This is a genomic window from Syntrophobacterales bacterium (assembly GCA_019429105.1).
Lineage (GTDB): Bacteria > Desulfobacterota > Syntrophia > Syntrophales > UBA5619 > DYTH01.
Genome location: JAHYJE010000054.1, coordinates 1 through 15,098 on the forward strand (window position 1 = coordinate 1; position 15,098 = coordinate 15,098).

At 52.5% G+C, this 15,098-nt stretch carries 13 protein-coding genes; 11 read left to right on the plus strand and 2 right to left on the minus strand.

The genetic code is table 11. The features are described from left to right. Positions 1 to 1,125: sigma 54-interacting transcriptional regulator (locus tag K0B01_13475; protein MBW6487150.1), on the minus strand; the 1,125-nt coding region annotated here is incomplete at its 3' end. Positions 1,126 to 1,460: 335 nt separating this feature from the next. Between K0B01_13475 and K0B01_13480 the strand changes: the two genes are divergently transcribed. The 8 genes from K0B01_13480 (at position 1,461) to K0B01_13515 (ending at position 11,720) form a co-directional block, all read left to right on the plus strand. Beyond that, complete coding sequence (locus K0B01_13480) at positions 1,461 to 2,669, plus strand: CoA transferase (GenBank protein ID MBW6487151.1); 1,209 nt, start codon at positions 1,461 to 1,463, stop codon at positions 2,667 to 2,669. Positions 2,670 to 2,816: 147 nt separating this feature from the next. Beyond that, complete coding sequence (locus K0B01_13485) at positions 2,817 to 3,800, plus strand: TAXI family TRAP transporter solute-binding subunit (GenBank protein ID MBW6487152.1); 984 nt, start codon at positions 2,817 to 2,819, stop codon at positions 3,798 to 3,800. Positions 3,801 to 3,927: 127 nt separating this feature from the next. Beyond that, on the plus strand, positions 3,928 to 5,799 hold the full coding sequence (locus K0B01_13490; GenBank protein MBW6487153.1) for a TRAP transporter permease: 1,872 nt from the start codon (positions 3,928 to 3,930) through the stop codon (positions 5,797 to 5,799). Between the two features lie 32 nt (positions 5,800 to 5,831). Next, complete coding sequence (locus K0B01_13495; protein MBW6487154.1) at positions 5,832 to 6,722, plus strand: NAD(P)-dependent oxidoreductase; 891 nt, start codon at positions 5,832 to 5,834, stop codon at positions 6,720 to 6,722. A 151-nt stretch (positions 6,723 to 6,873) separates the two neighbouring features. Further along, complete coding sequence (locus K0B01_13500; protein ID MBW6487155.1) at positions 6,874 to 7,686, plus strand: 3-keto-5-aminohexanoate cleavage protein; 813 nt, start codon at positions 6,874 to 6,876, stop codon at positions 7,684 to 7,686. An 86-nt stretch (positions 7,687 to 7,772) separates the two neighbouring features. After that, positions 7,773 to 9,422: a hypothetical protein gene (locus K0B01_13505; GenBank protein ID MBW6487156.1), complete on the plus strand. Its 1,650-nt coding sequence runs from the start codon at positions 7,773 to 7,775 to the stop codon at positions 9,420 to 9,422. 154 nt (positions 9,423 to 9,576) lie between these two features. Next, positions 9,577 to 10,827 (plus strand): DegT/DnrJ/EryC1/StrS family aminotransferase, encoded by a 1,251-nt coding sequence (locus K0B01_13510; protein ID MBW6487157.1) that lies wholly within the window; start codon positions 9,577 to 9,579, stop codon positions 10,825 to 10,827. 56 nt (positions 10,828 to 10,883) lie between these two features. Further along, on the plus strand, positions 10,884 to 11,720 hold the full coding sequence (locus K0B01_13515; GenBank protein ID MBW6487158.1) for a transposase: 837 nt from the start codon (positions 10,884 to 10,886) through the stop codon (positions 11,718 to 11,720). Positions 11,721 to 11,777: 57 nt separating this feature from the next. Here the strand turns inward: K0B01_13515 and K0B01_13520 are convergent, their stop codons facing one another. Next, positions 11,778 to 12,068 (minus strand): hypothetical protein, encoded by a 291-nt coding sequence (locus tag K0B01_13520; GenBank protein MBW6487159.1) that lies wholly within the window; start codon positions 12,066 to 12,068, stop codon positions 11,778 to 11,780. A gap of 265 nt (positions 12,069 to 12,333) precedes the next feature. On the opposite strand from K0B01_13520, the gene rfbD reads away from it, so the two are divergent. The 3 genes from rfbD (at position 12,334) to K0B01_13535 (ending at position 14,966) form a co-directional block, all read left to right on the plus strand. Next, positions 12,334 to 13,203, plus strand: coding sequence for a dTDP-4-dehydrorhamnose reductase (gene rfbD / locus K0B01_13525; protein ID MBW6487160.1), 870 nt, complete (start codon positions 12,334 to 12,336; stop codon positions 13,201 to 13,203). Positions 13,204 to 13,361: 158 nt separating this feature from the next. Beyond that, positions 13,362 to 13,877: a hypothetical protein gene (locus tag K0B01_13530; GenBank protein MBW6487161.1), complete on the plus strand. Its 516-nt coding sequence runs from the start codon at positions 13,362 to 13,364 to the stop codon at positions 13,875 to 13,877. Between the two features lie 279 nt (positions 13,878 to 14,156). Next, on the plus strand, positions 14,157 to 14,966 hold the full coding sequence (locus K0B01_13535; GenBank protein ID MBW6487162.1) for an ATP-binding protein: 810 nt from the start codon (positions 14,157 to 14,159) through the stop codon (positions 14,964 to 14,966). Positions 14,967 to 15,098 lie beyond the last annotated feature (132 nt).

Sequence of the window (15,098 nt, forward strand, 5' to 3'; positions counted from 1 at the left end):
GAATAATTCCCGTACATTGCCAGGGAAATTGTGTTTTGTCAAAATCTCTATTGCCGTGGGCGCAATGGTTAGTGTCCGATGAGATATCCTGCTTAACTTTTTCAGACAGTGATTGATAAGGATGGGAATATCCTCGGGGCGACTGCGCAGCGGCGGTATGTCAAAATGCGCCACGTTAAGCCGGTAAAAGAGGTCGCTGCGGAACTTCATGTCGGCAATAAGCTGATTTATATCCTTGTTGGTTGCCGAGATGATTCTCACATCGACCTTTATCGGTTTTGTTCCCCCCACTTTTATAAACTCATGGCTTTCCAGCACACGCAGGATTTTTGACTGCATGTCCAGTTCCATATCGCCTATTTCGTCGAGGAAGAGCGTGCCGTTATTGGCGATCTCGAAAAGCCCGAGCTTGCCGCCTTTCTGGGCTCCCGTGAAGGCGCCCTGTTCATATCCGAACAGTTCGCTTAAAAGCAACTGGGCCGAAAAAGCGGCGCAATTGACGGCAACGAAGGCCTCTTCCTTTCGTGTGCTGGCATTGTGTATGGCGTGGGCGAATAATTCTTTTCCCGTGCCACTTTCACCGGTAATTATGACGGAGGCGTCGCTGAAACTGATATGCTGTATCTGTTTTTTAATTTTGTCAATCGGGATGCTTACACCGATGATGTCTTCAAGAGAGTGAGATGCCTTGTGGAATTCTTTAATTTTTGAGGAGTAGCTCGTGATCTTGTTACCCAGGCTGACAATTTCCGTTATGTCGTGCATCACTGATATCCCGCCTATGATCACGGAATTGATAATGATGGGATGAACATCCGCGATATATTCCAGATTGTCCACCGTTCGCCTGATTCCCCGCAATGGCCGGCCTGTTCTCAGGGCATCGGGCAGCCTTGCTCCTTTTCGCACATCGCCGACATATTTGCCTAAGATATCCTTTTGTTCTACCCCGGTAAGGTGAGTATATTCATTGTTAATAAAAAGCACGACGCCATTCCGGTCGCTGATCAGGATTGCATCCTTAACGGAATTGAAGATAAGATTGAACAGGGGATCCTTGCTGATTTCGAAGAGGTTGGATTCCATTAACTTATCGTGTGTCATGGTGACAACGCTTTCGTCCATGCTGCGAATCTCCGGGATGCGGTTTCTACTTATCCGAATTGATTTTATTTCCAAAATTTTAGAAAATTTATAGAATCTCTTTGCTTTTTTGTCAATCCCTTTGTTTTCAGAAAAATCGTTATGGATTTTTTATCCGGCACAAAAAGCGCTGTTGCGCTACCCGTCTTGCTCACGCAGAAATAGAAATCTTTTTGCATAATAGTTGTTCTCCTGGCACGCATACTGCTTGAGGTCTTCAATATTCTGCTGCTTTTCAAGCAGCGATTCTCAGTTTGCCGGACATTTTATAAAACATGAACTTTTTAGGCCTTTCAAGAAAATAGGGGTCTGTGCTGATGAAAAGCAGTGATAGCAAAAATGGCGCCTTAATGAACCTCCGTGTGCTTGACCTTACCCGCGTTCTCGCAGGTCCATTCTGCACAATGATGCTGGGAGACCTCGGCGCCGAGATCATAAAAATCGAAGTCCCCGGCTTGGGCGATGACAGCCGCTCCTATCCTCCCTTTATCGGCACGGAAAGCGCCTATTTCATGAATCTCAACAGAAACAAGCGCAGCATGACGATTGATCTCAAGACACCCGAAGGAAAAGACGTGTTTCTGGACCTTGTAAAATGCTCCGATGTCGTCATAGAAAATTTCCGGCCGGGAACAATGGAAAAAATGGGTTTGAGTTATGAGGAATTATCCAAAGAAAACCCCTCAATCGTCTATTCCTCCATCTCCGGATTTGGTCAATACGGGCCGTATCGGGATCTGCCCGGATACGATATTATCGGTCAGGCCATGGGAGGCATTATGAGCGTCACCGGATGGCCCGACGGTCCGCCGACAAGGACAGGGGTGGCCATTGCCGATATTCTTGCCGGGCTCTGTTCCGGCATCGGCATATTGAGCGCCCTTCTTGCCCGCAACAATGTCAACCGCGGACAGCATGTTGACGTCTCGCTTGTGGATTCAGTGGTAGCGGCCATGGCGACAGTCATCCAGATATATCTTGTTGAACAGCGAGAGCCGCAGAGGGTCGGCAACCGTTATGAGTTTATATCTCCCTATGGTTCATTTTCCGCTAAAAATGGCTGGGTCGTCATCGGCATAGGCAACGACAAGCTCTGGAGGGAATTTTGTTCCGCCATTGGGAGGGACGACCTGCTTGGAGTAGGGGTTTATCAGGCGAATGTCGGTCGTGTCAAGAATGACGCGCGCGTAAAACAGATTGTCGAAGAATGGACGCTTCAGCAAAACGTAAAGGATATTGTAGATTTCCTGCTGAAACGCAAGATTCCCTGCGCCCCCATTTACGGGGTGAAGGATATCGTGAAAGACGAACATATTGCAAAGGCCAGGGAGATGATCATCAATGTTGACCATCCGAAGGCCGGACCGATGAGAATGGTTGGCTCACCGATCAAGCTTTCCGCTACGCCTGCCGCTTTCCATGCGCCGGCTCCTCTGCTGGGTCAGCATACCGATGAAATCTTGCGAGAGGTATTGTCGTACCCGGAAGAAACCATTCAGCGTCTGCGTCAGAAAAATGTTTTTTAATATGAGGGCAGTGATGAGCCGGAATCTACCCTTGGCAGACAAAAAGTAAAGCAGACATAATTTTTGTTTCTGACCGGAATTGTTAAAACCATTGCAGGGCATCCTGCCCTGCATTTAATTAAAAAATGTGAGAGGAGGATTTGTTCTATGAAAGTGAATCGTAGTTTTGCAGTGATTGCCATCCTGGCGCTCACCCTGATCAGCGTTCCGGCGGTCGGGCAAGCGGCAAAAAACAGGATATCCATCGGAGGAAACGGCGTAGGAGGCGTTTACTATCTTTATTCCGGTGCGCTGGCCACAATTATCAGCACGAAAGTTCCCAATGTCCAGCCGACAGTTGAAGTATGTCCGGGCTCGTCGGTAGAACATATAACAAGGATGCAGATAAACGACATTCAGGTTGGTCCGGCAATGAACGACGTGGTCTTTCAATCCGTGAAAGGAATCAACCGTTTTAAAAAGCCGCAGGACAAAATCAGGACGCTTTTTGCAATGTATCCTGCAGAACTCCAGGGCGTTGCCCTGGAAAAGGATAACCTGACAACTCCGAAATCGCTGATCGGCAAAAGGGTCTCCATCGGAAATCCGGGGACCGGTACAAGTGTAATGACGGCTGCTGTTTTTGAAGCCCTGGGGATCAGCTTGAAGGACTTCAAGCTGCAGAATCTGAACTGGAACGAGGGCGCGCAGGCGATAAGAAATGACTCGCTTGATGTGCAGTTTGGGGCAATCGCCGCACCTGCTCCCTTCATTATGGATTTGTCGGCAACGCATAAGGTTGCCCTGGTAAATTTCAGCGATGAGGAATTGACGAAGATACAGGCAAAATATGAGTATTATGCCCCCTTAACCATCAAGGCAGGAACATATCCGGCGATCAAGGTTGATGTGAAAACCCCGGGCATCTGGAATTCCATGCTGGCCACTGCCGAGTTGCCTGATGAACTGGCCTATCAAATCACCAAAGCGGTCTATGAAAATATTCCCGTATTGCAGAAAATTTATAAAAAGGCCGATTGGGCCACCCCGGAAAATACCATGAAATATGCGGTGGCGCCCCTGCATCCGGGAGCAGTCAAGTACTATAAGGAAAAAGGCGTGGCCATTCCTGGAAGATTAATGCCGAAGTGAAATGCGTATTAAAACAGGGGGCCGGCTGCATCCTTCTCATGGCCGGTCCCCGCGGCATGATCAGGCAATGAGGCATGAGACATAATCGTCCATGTTTTCGAAATACCGAGGAAGGGATGTCTATATTATGGATGATCTCAAGTACAAATCGTTTGTCGTCAAACTCATCCTGGCAATCAGCATCGCCATGGTGCTTTTTCATACGATCACGGCGGGATTTACGATGCCCACTGCATTTTTGCAACGCGGCATCCATCTGACCTTTGTCCTGGTGTTTTCTTTCTTAACAATCCCTTTTCGAAATCGCCCCGGCAAAAAAATAACGTTTCTTGATTGGTCTCTCGCCTTATTGTCGCTCGCCGTTGGTCTTTACATAACGATTTTTTACGAGGATATTCTCTACCGTATGGGAATGCTGACCACGGTTGATATCATTATCGGCTGGATCATAATCCTCCTCGTCCTGGAACAGGCAAGGCGCGCTACCGGAAATGTCCTTGTCATCATTTCTTCGCTCGCGGTTATTTACCCTCTTGTAGGCAACTATATCCCCGGGATACTGGGCAATCGGGGCTATGGATTTGGCCGCGTAGCGTCACAGATGGCAATGTCTCTGGAGGGGATATTCGGCGCCCCGCTGGGTGTTTCGGCAGAGTACATCGTACTGTTCATTTTTTTGTCATCGCTGCTCGGTCAGTGCGGCATGGGGGAATATTTGCTCAAACTCGCGCTTTCAGTGACCGGCAGATTTGTCGGAGGACCAGCTAAAACGGCGGTGATGGCAAGCAGTCTTTTCGGGACAATCTCGGGAAGTGCTGTGGCAAATGTTGCGGGAACCGGGACTTTTACGATCCCCATGATGATTCAGCAGGGTTTTCCGAAGTATTTTGCCGGTGCGGTGGAAGCAACAGCCTCTACCGGTGGACAGCTCATGCCGCCCATTATGGGGGCTGCCGCCTTTATCATGGCTCAGATACTGGGCGTTTCGTATGTCACAGTCCTTGGCGCTGCGGTTATTCCGGCTCTCCTGTATTACTGGTCCATTTTCGTGGGTATTCACTTTCATGCACTGAAATACAATATGAGGCCGCTCTCCGCTGAAAATATACCGCCTTTTTTCAAGACTCTGCGAGAGGGAATACATTTTCTGATACCGTTGATACTTTTGCTCATTCTGATTGTTGTTGTCAGATACACCATCAACAAGGCAATTTTTTACACGATCGTGGCAACGTTCATCGTGACTGCTTTCAATCCAAAGACCCGCGTTACTTGGGACAAATTCAAGGGTGCCTGTCTGGATACGGGAAAAAACGTCATTACCGTAGCCGGCGCTTGCGCGGCGGCCGGACTCGTAGTAGGAAGCATCACGATGACCGGCATTGGCTTCAAGTTATTTTCACTGATCATGGGGATTTCCGCAGGCAGTCTGATTCTGGCCCTTATTTTTATCATGATTGCCTCGACAATTATGGGGATGGGCGTTCCCACCACCGCTTCATACATTATTGTTGCGGTGACGGCGGCGCCGGCTCTTACAGATATGGGCGTTGCTCCGCTGGCTGCCCATATGTTTGTCTTTTATTATGCAATCCTTTCCGCAATAACCCCTCCCGTAGCTTTGGCGGCGTTTGCGGCAGGCGGAATAGCCGGTGAAAATCCCACGAAGATCGGCTGGACTGCCGTAGGGCTTACCATCAGCGCCTATCTCGTCCCCTTCGCTTTTGTTTACAATTCTGCGTTATTGGGATCGGCGCCGATTCTGGAAGTACTTGAAGTGACAATCACTGCCGCGATCGGAGTTACCGCCGTTGCAGCCGCGTGGACGGATTACCTGCTGACTCGTCTCGGTTGGTGGCAGCGTTTGCTGTTTGCCTGTGGCGGGGTTCTCGTCATTATTCCTGAAATGAGGACGGATATTCTGGGGCTGGGCTGTTTGCTTATCGGACTGACAGCCAATATACTAGCCAGAAAACGATTGCGCGCAGAAACCGCATAATACTGAGCATGAAGATTGGAGGAGTTTGAGGCATGAAACCGAAGATCGGTTTTATCGGGCTGGGGGCGATGGGCAGAGGCATGGCCTTGAACATACTCAGGAAAGGTTTCCCCCTGCGTGTCTTCGATGTTGACAAACAGGCAGTGCAACGCCTCGTTGAAGCTGGAGCAACCGCCGCTGCTGATTTACAGGCTGTCGCCGGATATGCGGACTGGATAATCCTTTCTCTTCCCGATACGGAAGTTGTCAGAACAGTGCTCTGGAGGGAGGCGGGCCTCGCGTCTCGCCTTTCCGGCGGCCAGATCGTGATCGATTGCGGAACAACCCATCCTCTGGCGACCATGGATTTTCAGAAGCGCCTCGCGGAAGCGAAAATAGACTTCGTTGATGCGCCCGTATCCGGCATGGAGCAAAGAGCTTTGGAGGGAACGTTGACGACCATGGCCGGAGGCGCCCGCGACATTTTCGACAAGGTAAAGCCCGTACTGGAAAGTTTCAGCAAAAATGTCGAGTACATGGGAAGCGCCGGTTGCGGACAGCTTGCCAAGGTCATCAACAATGTCTTCTTCAATATCTCCTGCGCGGCTGTCGCCGAACTTTTGCCGTTAGCCGTAAAAATGGGTCTCGACGCCGAAAAAATCGTTGAGGTTGCCGGAAGCGGGACGGGCCAGAGCTTCGCGCTCAATTTCTTCGGACCGCTGATTCTCAAAAGAGACTTTGGACAGGGCTATCCAATGAAGAAGGCCTACAAGGATATGTCATCTATCATGGAGATCATGAATGCCAATAAAATACCGATACCCGTAACCCAGGCGGCCCTCACTACCTACCAGTTGGCCTTGAATCAGGGATTAGGAGATGAAAGCAAGGGGGCGATGGTGAAAGTCTGGGAAGAAGTGCTCAATGTCGAGGTCAGGCAATGAAGATAATCCCTAACGTCTGCTTCCGGGTCTGCTTTTTTAGAAACATTCCCGGCCAGCGCTTGCGAGAAATCCGGGCAGTAATCTTGGCAGAGTGCGTTACCCTATTTAAGTGACACAGAATTTTTCCCCCGCAGTAAGAAAGGCGGCGTTTATGAAAAAGGTAGTAATAACCATTGCCCCCACGGGGAATGTCCCCACAAAAAGGCTCAATCGCCATGTTCCGATTTCACCACAGGAGATCGCCGAGGATATTTTTCAATGTTATCAGGCAGGTGCGGCAGTCGCCCATATCCATACAAGGGACAGCGCCGGGAACCCGACAACAGACACTGTTATTACTGCGGACATCATCAGCAGGGTGAGGGAAAAATGCGATATTATCATTCAGCTCTCTACCGGCGCTCGCGGAGGGAACGGCCCGAAAAGGGGCGCCTGCATAGACTTGAAACCCGACATGGCCAGTTTGGCGACCGGATCATCCAATTTCTCCGCCTCGGTAAACAGCAACTCGCCGGAGTTGATTGAGTTCCTTGGGAAAAAGATGATCGAAAAGGGGGTAAAACCGGAGATTGAAGCTTTCGACGTCGGAATGATTACCAATATCGGGTACTATCTTAAAAAGGAGGCGGTAAAGCCGCCGCTGCATTTCAATCTGGTGATGAATGTGCCCGGTTCCATCAGCGGAACGCCGAAAAACCTTCTTAATATGGCAGAACAGCTTCCCCAGGGCGCGACGTTTACCGTAACGGGAGTCGGAAAAGCCCATGTGGAGATGATAACCATGGGGACATTGCTGGGGGGGAATATCCGGGTCGGATTGGAAGATGTTTTGCTTTATTCCGATGAATCAGGGGAACTTGCCACCAATGTCATGCTGGTGGAAAGAGCGGTAAGGATTGTCCATGCCTTGGGGCGTGAAATCGCTACCGTACAGGAAGCCAGGAACATGTTGGGATTATCGTAAAACCATAGACCTCGCAGTCTGAAATACGTTGCGTTCTTCGCGACTTTGCGTTAGGAAGTAAGGAATAATGCTAACGTGGAGTTGCTATGTTAAAGAAATTTATAGTATTTTTTGCGGTGTCGGCGCTGTCTTTCCCGGCCTTTGCAGTCTTTGGCCTCGCCAATCAGCGCGCCTTGCTGCCGTTTCGAAGCGAAATCAATCTTCTCTCGCCGACCGTCTCGCCGGAGACGGTTGATCTGGGGTCATTGCGCCCCGGGGAAGAGGCGCGGGGCGTCTTCCTGACGAAAAAGACGGAAGCGGTCAACCCGGAATGGTTTGTCGAGGCTCCGGAGGGCTGGCAGACCGTTGAAGAACATGACCTCCCCGGGTTGATCGGGGAGGCGCCGGTGTCTCTTTTGGTCAGCTTGCGCTATCAAAAGGTCGTGAGCCGCGAAAATAAAAAATACGCATCCCTGCTGCTGCGGCTGGAAGCAGGCGGCCGTTCGGTCGCCTTCAGTCACGAGGTGCCACTCGGCAGCCTGCAGGAAACGCTGCAATTCAACTATGTCGGCGGGAATCAAAAGGTTTTTTTTACAGCCCAGTTGACGGAGCTTTTCCCCAACCCGATGCTGGCGCTCGACACGCGGCGGATTGATTTCGGGAAAATCAGAGCCGGGGAGGCCGTTTCGCAGCGGCTCCATCTGACCAACAGGGGTAAGCAACCGCTCCAATGGAAGGTGCGCATGGCGGGCGCAAGCGATGAACCGCTGCAGGTAAGGTATGTTTCGTTCCGCCGCATTCTCGCGGAGGCGCCCACCGTCCTGAGCGGGATTCCGCAGGAGGGGCTGGAGCTGTCCGGGAACTGGGAAAAGGAGGGCGGCTATCCCGCCGGGCAGGGGGAGCAAAGTTTTTTAAAATACCAGTTTACCGGCACGGGCATCAGCATCTTTTTTTGGGTATCCCCGGAAGGCGGGCCGCTCAGCGTCTCTCTCGACGGCCGGTTTGTAAACGTCATAGATGGATATGCCGCGGACCGGCAGTGGGTGGAAATCCTGCTTGCCGAAAACCTGCCGGATGGCCCCCATGTCCTGACAATTGCGAACGGTGCCGGGAAGGTGACGTTTGAAGGTGTCGGGGTTTTCGGAGGCCGGATTGGCAAGGGGCCGCGCGGCTGGGTAAGCGTCTTTCCGGACAGCGGCATGACGACGCGGGAAACCGATTATATCAACATTTCCGTCAATACGCGCGGCCTTTTGCCGGGCATCTACGGAGACCGCCTCCTGTTTTCCTCGAACGGCGGCGACGCCGATCTGCAATTTTTCCTGGAGATTGCGGCGGACAATAATGCCCGCCTGCTCGAAGTCCACCGCTATTTTGCCGGGTCCGACAGTCTTTTGACCACCACCCCACAGGCAGAAACGGCCCGCCTCAAGGCGCGGGGCTACCGCTATGCCGGCCTTGTCTTCCGGCTTTTCGCCCCCGGAACCCCCGGCACGACCGATTTCTACCGCTGGTTTAACCCGACTACCGGCGACCATTACTACTCCTACATTTCCACAGGCGGGAAACCGCTTCCCGGGTACATCTCCGAGGGCTCGATCGGCAGCATCGGCACGTCGAAGCTGACCGGGACGCGGGAGCTCTACCGCTGGTTCAACCGCAAAACCAAGCATCACTTCTACACGATCGACCAGAGCGGCGAGGGCATGGCCAAAAAGGGCTTCCAGTTTGACGGCATCGCCGGCTTTGTCAAGTAACGGGGGTCAGGTCTCAAAATTTAGCGTTTTCGGAGAAAGTCCGGGGGTCAGGAAAGTCCGGGGGTCAGGTCTCAAAATTTAGCGTTGTGAAGCGATGCTGGTTTTAAAGGCCCCCAAAACATGCTATAAGATAAAGGAGCAGGTGGGATAATCAATGGATTTTATCGATCTTAAGACCCAGCAAAAGAGAATCAAAGAGACACTGGATACAAATATCCAGAAGGTTCTGGCGCACGGCCAATACATCATGGGCCCGGAGGTGGGGGAGCTGGAGGAAAGGCTGGCCGCGTATGTCGGCGTAAAGCACGCTGTCAGTTGCGCCTCGGGGACGGACGCCCTGTTGATGGCGCTCATGGCCTGCGGAGTCGGCCCGGGCGACGCGATTTTTACGACTCCCTTTACGTTCGTTGCCACCGCCGAGGTGATCAGCCTCCTCGGCGCGACTCCGGTTTTCGTCGATATCGACCCCCCGACCTGGAATATCGATCCGGCAAGGCTCGAACAGGCGATCCGGGCGGTCGAAGCTAATGATCCTACCCTGCACCCGCTGCCGGCGATTGGCGGGAATGGCACTGCCTTTGCCTCCGCGCCGTTTGCCCGGGCGGCGGGTCTCGCCGCGGCGCCGCTTACGGGCGAAAGCGGCGCTCTTCGCCCCCGAGGCATCATTCCCGTCGATCTCTTCGGTCTTCCCGCCGCTTACGACGCCATCGCAAGCATTGCCCGCGACCACGGCCTTTTCCTCATCGAAGACGCCGCCCAGTCCTTCGGCGCCGAATACAATGGCAAAAAGACCTGCTCTTTCGGCCAGATCGGCTGCACCTCCTTCTTCCCGGCCAAGCCGCTGGGCTGCTACGGCGACGGCGGGATGTGCTTCACCGGCGACGACGCCCTTGCCGCCGCGCTGCGCTCCCTCCGCATTCACGGCCAGGGCCGCGACAAATACGACAACGCCCGCATCGGCATCAACGGCCGGATGGACACCCTGCAGGCCGCAATCCTCTTGGCGAAAATGGACATCTTCCCGGAAGAGATCGAACTGCGCCAGACAGTTGCCCAGCGCTATAACGACCTGATAACAAATGCCCCGGCGCCCGCTGCCGCTTTGCCAGCCGACTTCTCCCGCCTGACTCCGCAGCACGTTCCCGCAAATTGCAAAAGCGCCTGGGCGCAATACTCCGTCCTCGCAAAAAGCGGGGCCGAGCGGATGGCATTGATGGAGCGACTCCGGCAGGCAGGCATCCCCACCGCCATCTACTACCCCAAGCCGCTGCACCTCCAGGGGGCCTTTGCGAATCTCGGCTACAGGTCCGGCGCCTTCCCCGCAAGTGAAGACGCCGCCTCCCGCATTTTCAGCCTCCCCATGCACCCCTATCTTCAAGTTACGGGGTCAGGTCTCAAAATTTAGTGTTTTTCGGAAACAAAGCAAGGAGGTAAGGTTATGGTTCGACCATTGCGCATTGAATTTCCCGGTGCCCTTTACATGTAACCTCCCGGGGAAACGGACGTCAGAAAATATTTTTCGACGACTATGATAACCGCAAGTTTCTGGAACTACTCGGCAAAACGGTGGAGCGCTTCAACTGGCTCTGCCATTCCTTCTGCCTGATGGTGAATCATTACCATCTGATGATCGAGACGCCGGATGCGAATCTTTCAAGCGGCATGCACCATCTCAACGCGACCTTCGGCCAGGCGCACAACAAAACACATGACACCGTTGGTCACCTGTTCCAGGGGCGTTTCAAGGCGATTGTCGTTGATCGCGAAAGCTATCTGCTGGAGTTGTCCCGCTACGTTGTTTTGAACCCTGTCCGGGCGGGAATGGTCGCCCGACCCGAAGACTGGCCCTGGAGCAGCTACCGTGCCACGGTTGGCCTGCCGCCTGCCGAGAAAACAGGATTTTTGACAACGTCCTGGCTTCTCGGCCAGTTTGGTTCCGATGAAGCGACTGCCCGAAAAAACTATGCCGATTTTGTCGCGTCGGGAATTGGGTTAGATTCGCCGTGGCCGAAGCTGCAATCCCAGCTTTTTCTCGGCGGGGAGACCTTCATCGACCAGCTCAAGGGCGCCATCCCTGAAAAAACAGCCGTAAGGGAAATTCCGAAAATTCAGCGCCACGCAAACCGCCCGCCCTTGCAGGATATTTTCGGCGTCTGGAAAACAAGACGGAGGCGGGACGAGGCGATCCTTGCCGCTCACATTACCCACGGGTATGCGCAAAAGGAGATCGCCGATTTTCTGAGCATCCACTACACGACCGTGAGTTACGCGACCAAGCGTTCAATAATTAAACGCTAAATTTGGAGACCTGACCCCCGAGTTTGCCTTTTCCCTTGACAGGGTGGGTTTGATTCGTTAAAAATCTGGCTCGTTCAAAAAAACCAAGGCGCCCAATGGCAAGTTCAGTGCCTTTAAAACTGGAAGGTGAAAAAATCCTCGACATATCTCAGAGAAATATCTGCCAATCCTCATGTGATGCAGCGGCAGATGTCCTTTCGGCCTCACGTCAGCCTTGCGAAGGTCAATTACCCGCTTTGGGCGCTGATCGAAAAGGGGCTGAGCAAAACTGAAAATTTCCTGACTTCCGGGCACAAGGCCGCCTAAATCTGCCAGCTTACGCCGGCGGGCAGCGATGAGCGCGCGCATGACCTTGCGCTTCCTGAGGAAAAAGGCTGACGAGTGCGAGCGGTTGACGGACGATCTCAAGATGCTTGAGCAAAACGACGCCGCAGCCCGGGTCACCTCGCATGACTTTGACGGTTTTTAGAGCGCCGGTCGGCAAGCCGGGTAGCCAACGGATAACTCGCTGTTTTTCCAAATATTTTGCACTTTTCCTGGAACGGCGTCATGTAATCCAGAAGGCGGAGCTGTATAAACGCTAAATTTTGAGACCTGACCCCCGGAGGTGAAGATGATCTGGCTTATTGGAAACAAAGGAATGTTGGGCGGGGAGGTGGAGGCCGCCTTGCGGCTGAATAAACTGGCCTGCGTCGCCACCGATCAGGAGGTCGATATCGCCGATCCGGGGGAGCTGCGGAGGTTTGCCGCGGATAAGCCGATTGCCTGGATCATAAACTGCGCCGCATATACAGCGGTGGACAGGGCCGAAGACGAGCCGGAACTCGCTTTCAAAATCAACGCCGCCGGCCCCCGCAACATCGCCCTGATTGCCAAAGAGAAGGGCGCGAAATTTATCCATATTTCCACCGATTACGTCTTTGACGGCTCGAAGGACGGGGCCTATCGGGAAGATGATGTCCCCAATCCCGCCGGCGTTTACGGAAAGAGCAAATATCAGGGCGAACTCGACATTGCCGGGAATTTGGACGAGCATTTCATAATCCGTACCGCGTGGCTCTTTGGAAAGCAGGGCAACAACTTTGTCCACACGATGCTCCGCCTGTTCCAGGAACGCAACGAGGTTCGCGTGGTTGGCGACCAGTGGGGTTCTCCGACATTCGCACCTGATCTCGCGGCGGCGCTACTGGAAATTGTGCGTGTAGATTCGAGTGCTTATGGTATTTACCACTTCACGAACGAAGGCCGGATCAACTGGCACGACTTTGCCTGCGAGATTTACCGTCTGGCCCGGGCAAACGGCCTCCTCGACAAGGATGTGCGCATCGAGAAGATCGCCACGACCGACTATCCTACCAAGGCCCCGCGCCCGCAGAATTCCTATCTTTACAAGGAGAAAATCGCCCGTGTTTTCAATATCCGCCCGCGGAGCTGGCAGGCCGCCCTTGAGTCAAAGTTTCGGGTGTCAGGTCTTGATATTTAGGTGCGCCAAGCAAAGCTTGGGCAAGGGGGAAGTGAAAGTGAGCTGAAACCTTGCGAAGGAACCCAGGGAGTAAACAACCTCCCCCGTAAAGCTGGCCGGGAGACGGGAGATGGGAAGTCGGAGCGTTCAACAGTAGCAATGAAGGGGGGGAACACCCCGTGGAGCGAAGGGAACGCCGGATAACGGGACTGCTGGAGGGAAAGACGATGGGGATGCTGAGCCTGTCGGATGTCTCAACGAAACAACAGCGGATAGCGGAAGTAGCGGGACAGATACCCGGAGCGCTCACTTCGCTGTCCCATCACATCGACCTGAACTGGTTGCATGAAGCCTACCGGAGAACCCGGAAGAGTGGAGCGCCGGGCGTGGACGGACAGACGGCCAAAGAGTACGAAAGAGAACTGGAGACAAACCTTCAGTCGCTGTTAGACCGGGCCAAATCCGGAGAGCGCTATAAAGCGCCGCCTGTGCGGCGCGTATATATTCCGAAAGGAGACGGTAGCACCAGACCTTTGGGAATACCGACGTTTGAGGATAAAGTCCTTCAACGGGCGGTGGTTATGGCGATGGAGCCGGTGTACGAGCGGGATTTTCTGGACTGTTCGTATGGTTTCCGCCCCGGACGATCGGCGCTCTCGCAATGGGGTAAAATAGGGACAGAAACCTATTTTTGAGGGCGTTCAACACAGGCGCCTCGCCGATTTCATCCTGATGAAGGAATTTTGAGCGCCAAAGCTTGCCCCATGCAAAAAACGCTAACGGGGACGGATTTGTAATCTGTCCCCGCCCTGACCCCCGAATTTTTACAGCCCTAAAAACATCGTAATAATTAACTGTGTTTATGGTTACAACCATAAAATAATGATTGCCAGAGAAACATATTCCAATCTGCTTGCAAGCTACATCGATAAACCGTTCATCAAGATCATCACCGGTCTTAGACGCAGCGGAAAATCGGTGTTGCTTGGTCTTTTGAGAGCAAGGAACTCATACATAGAGGAATTGATGAAACAAATATCCTGCTGATCAATTTCGAGAGCTTTGAGTTTTCCGAGCTTGAGGATGCAGGCAAATTGTATCGATACATAAAAAGCAAGATCACCAACAACCGGAAATACTACATTTTACTCGACGAGATACAGGAAGTAGCCTCTTGGGAGAAGGCGATAAATTCATTCCGGGTCGATTTTGCTGCGGACATATACATCACAGGTTCAAACTCGCGCCTGCTCTCCTCGGAGCTTGCCACCTATCTGGCCGGAAGATATATCGAGATGCCCGTCTATACCCTGTCGTTCCGGGAATACCTGCAATTCAGGCTTGAGTATGCAAACGTCCATGAGCCCGACATCTACGCGGAATTTAATCTTTTTTTACGAAAAGGGGGCTTCCCCGCCCTGCATGTCGGAGATTATTCCAATGAGATGGCTTACAAAGCCGTCCATGACATCTATTCTTCGGCAATCCTGCGCGATACGATACAACGGCACGGGATTCGCGATGTAGAACTGCTCGAACGCGTGGTGAAGTTCGTCTTCGATAACGTGGGGAACAATTTCTCGGCAAAAAGCGTGGCGGACTATTTTAAAAGCCAGAACCGGCGAATCGACCTCAATACCGTTTGTAATTACCTCAACGCCCTCGAGGGGGCCTTCATCATCTACCGAATTCCCCGCCCTGACCCCCGAACGTGCCAAATTAATAAGGGCGCTGACCCTATTTATCACCCATATATTTCCAGGAGGCAAAATGCGAAAAGTTAGAATAGAGCCCATCTTTACCACTTTGGAGGCATGGATCAAGCCAAGTTATTAAAATATTTAGGAATGAGAGGTTGATGTAGTCCATGATTACGTCTAATAATAAACTTATTGACATGCTATAAGTAATCGTAT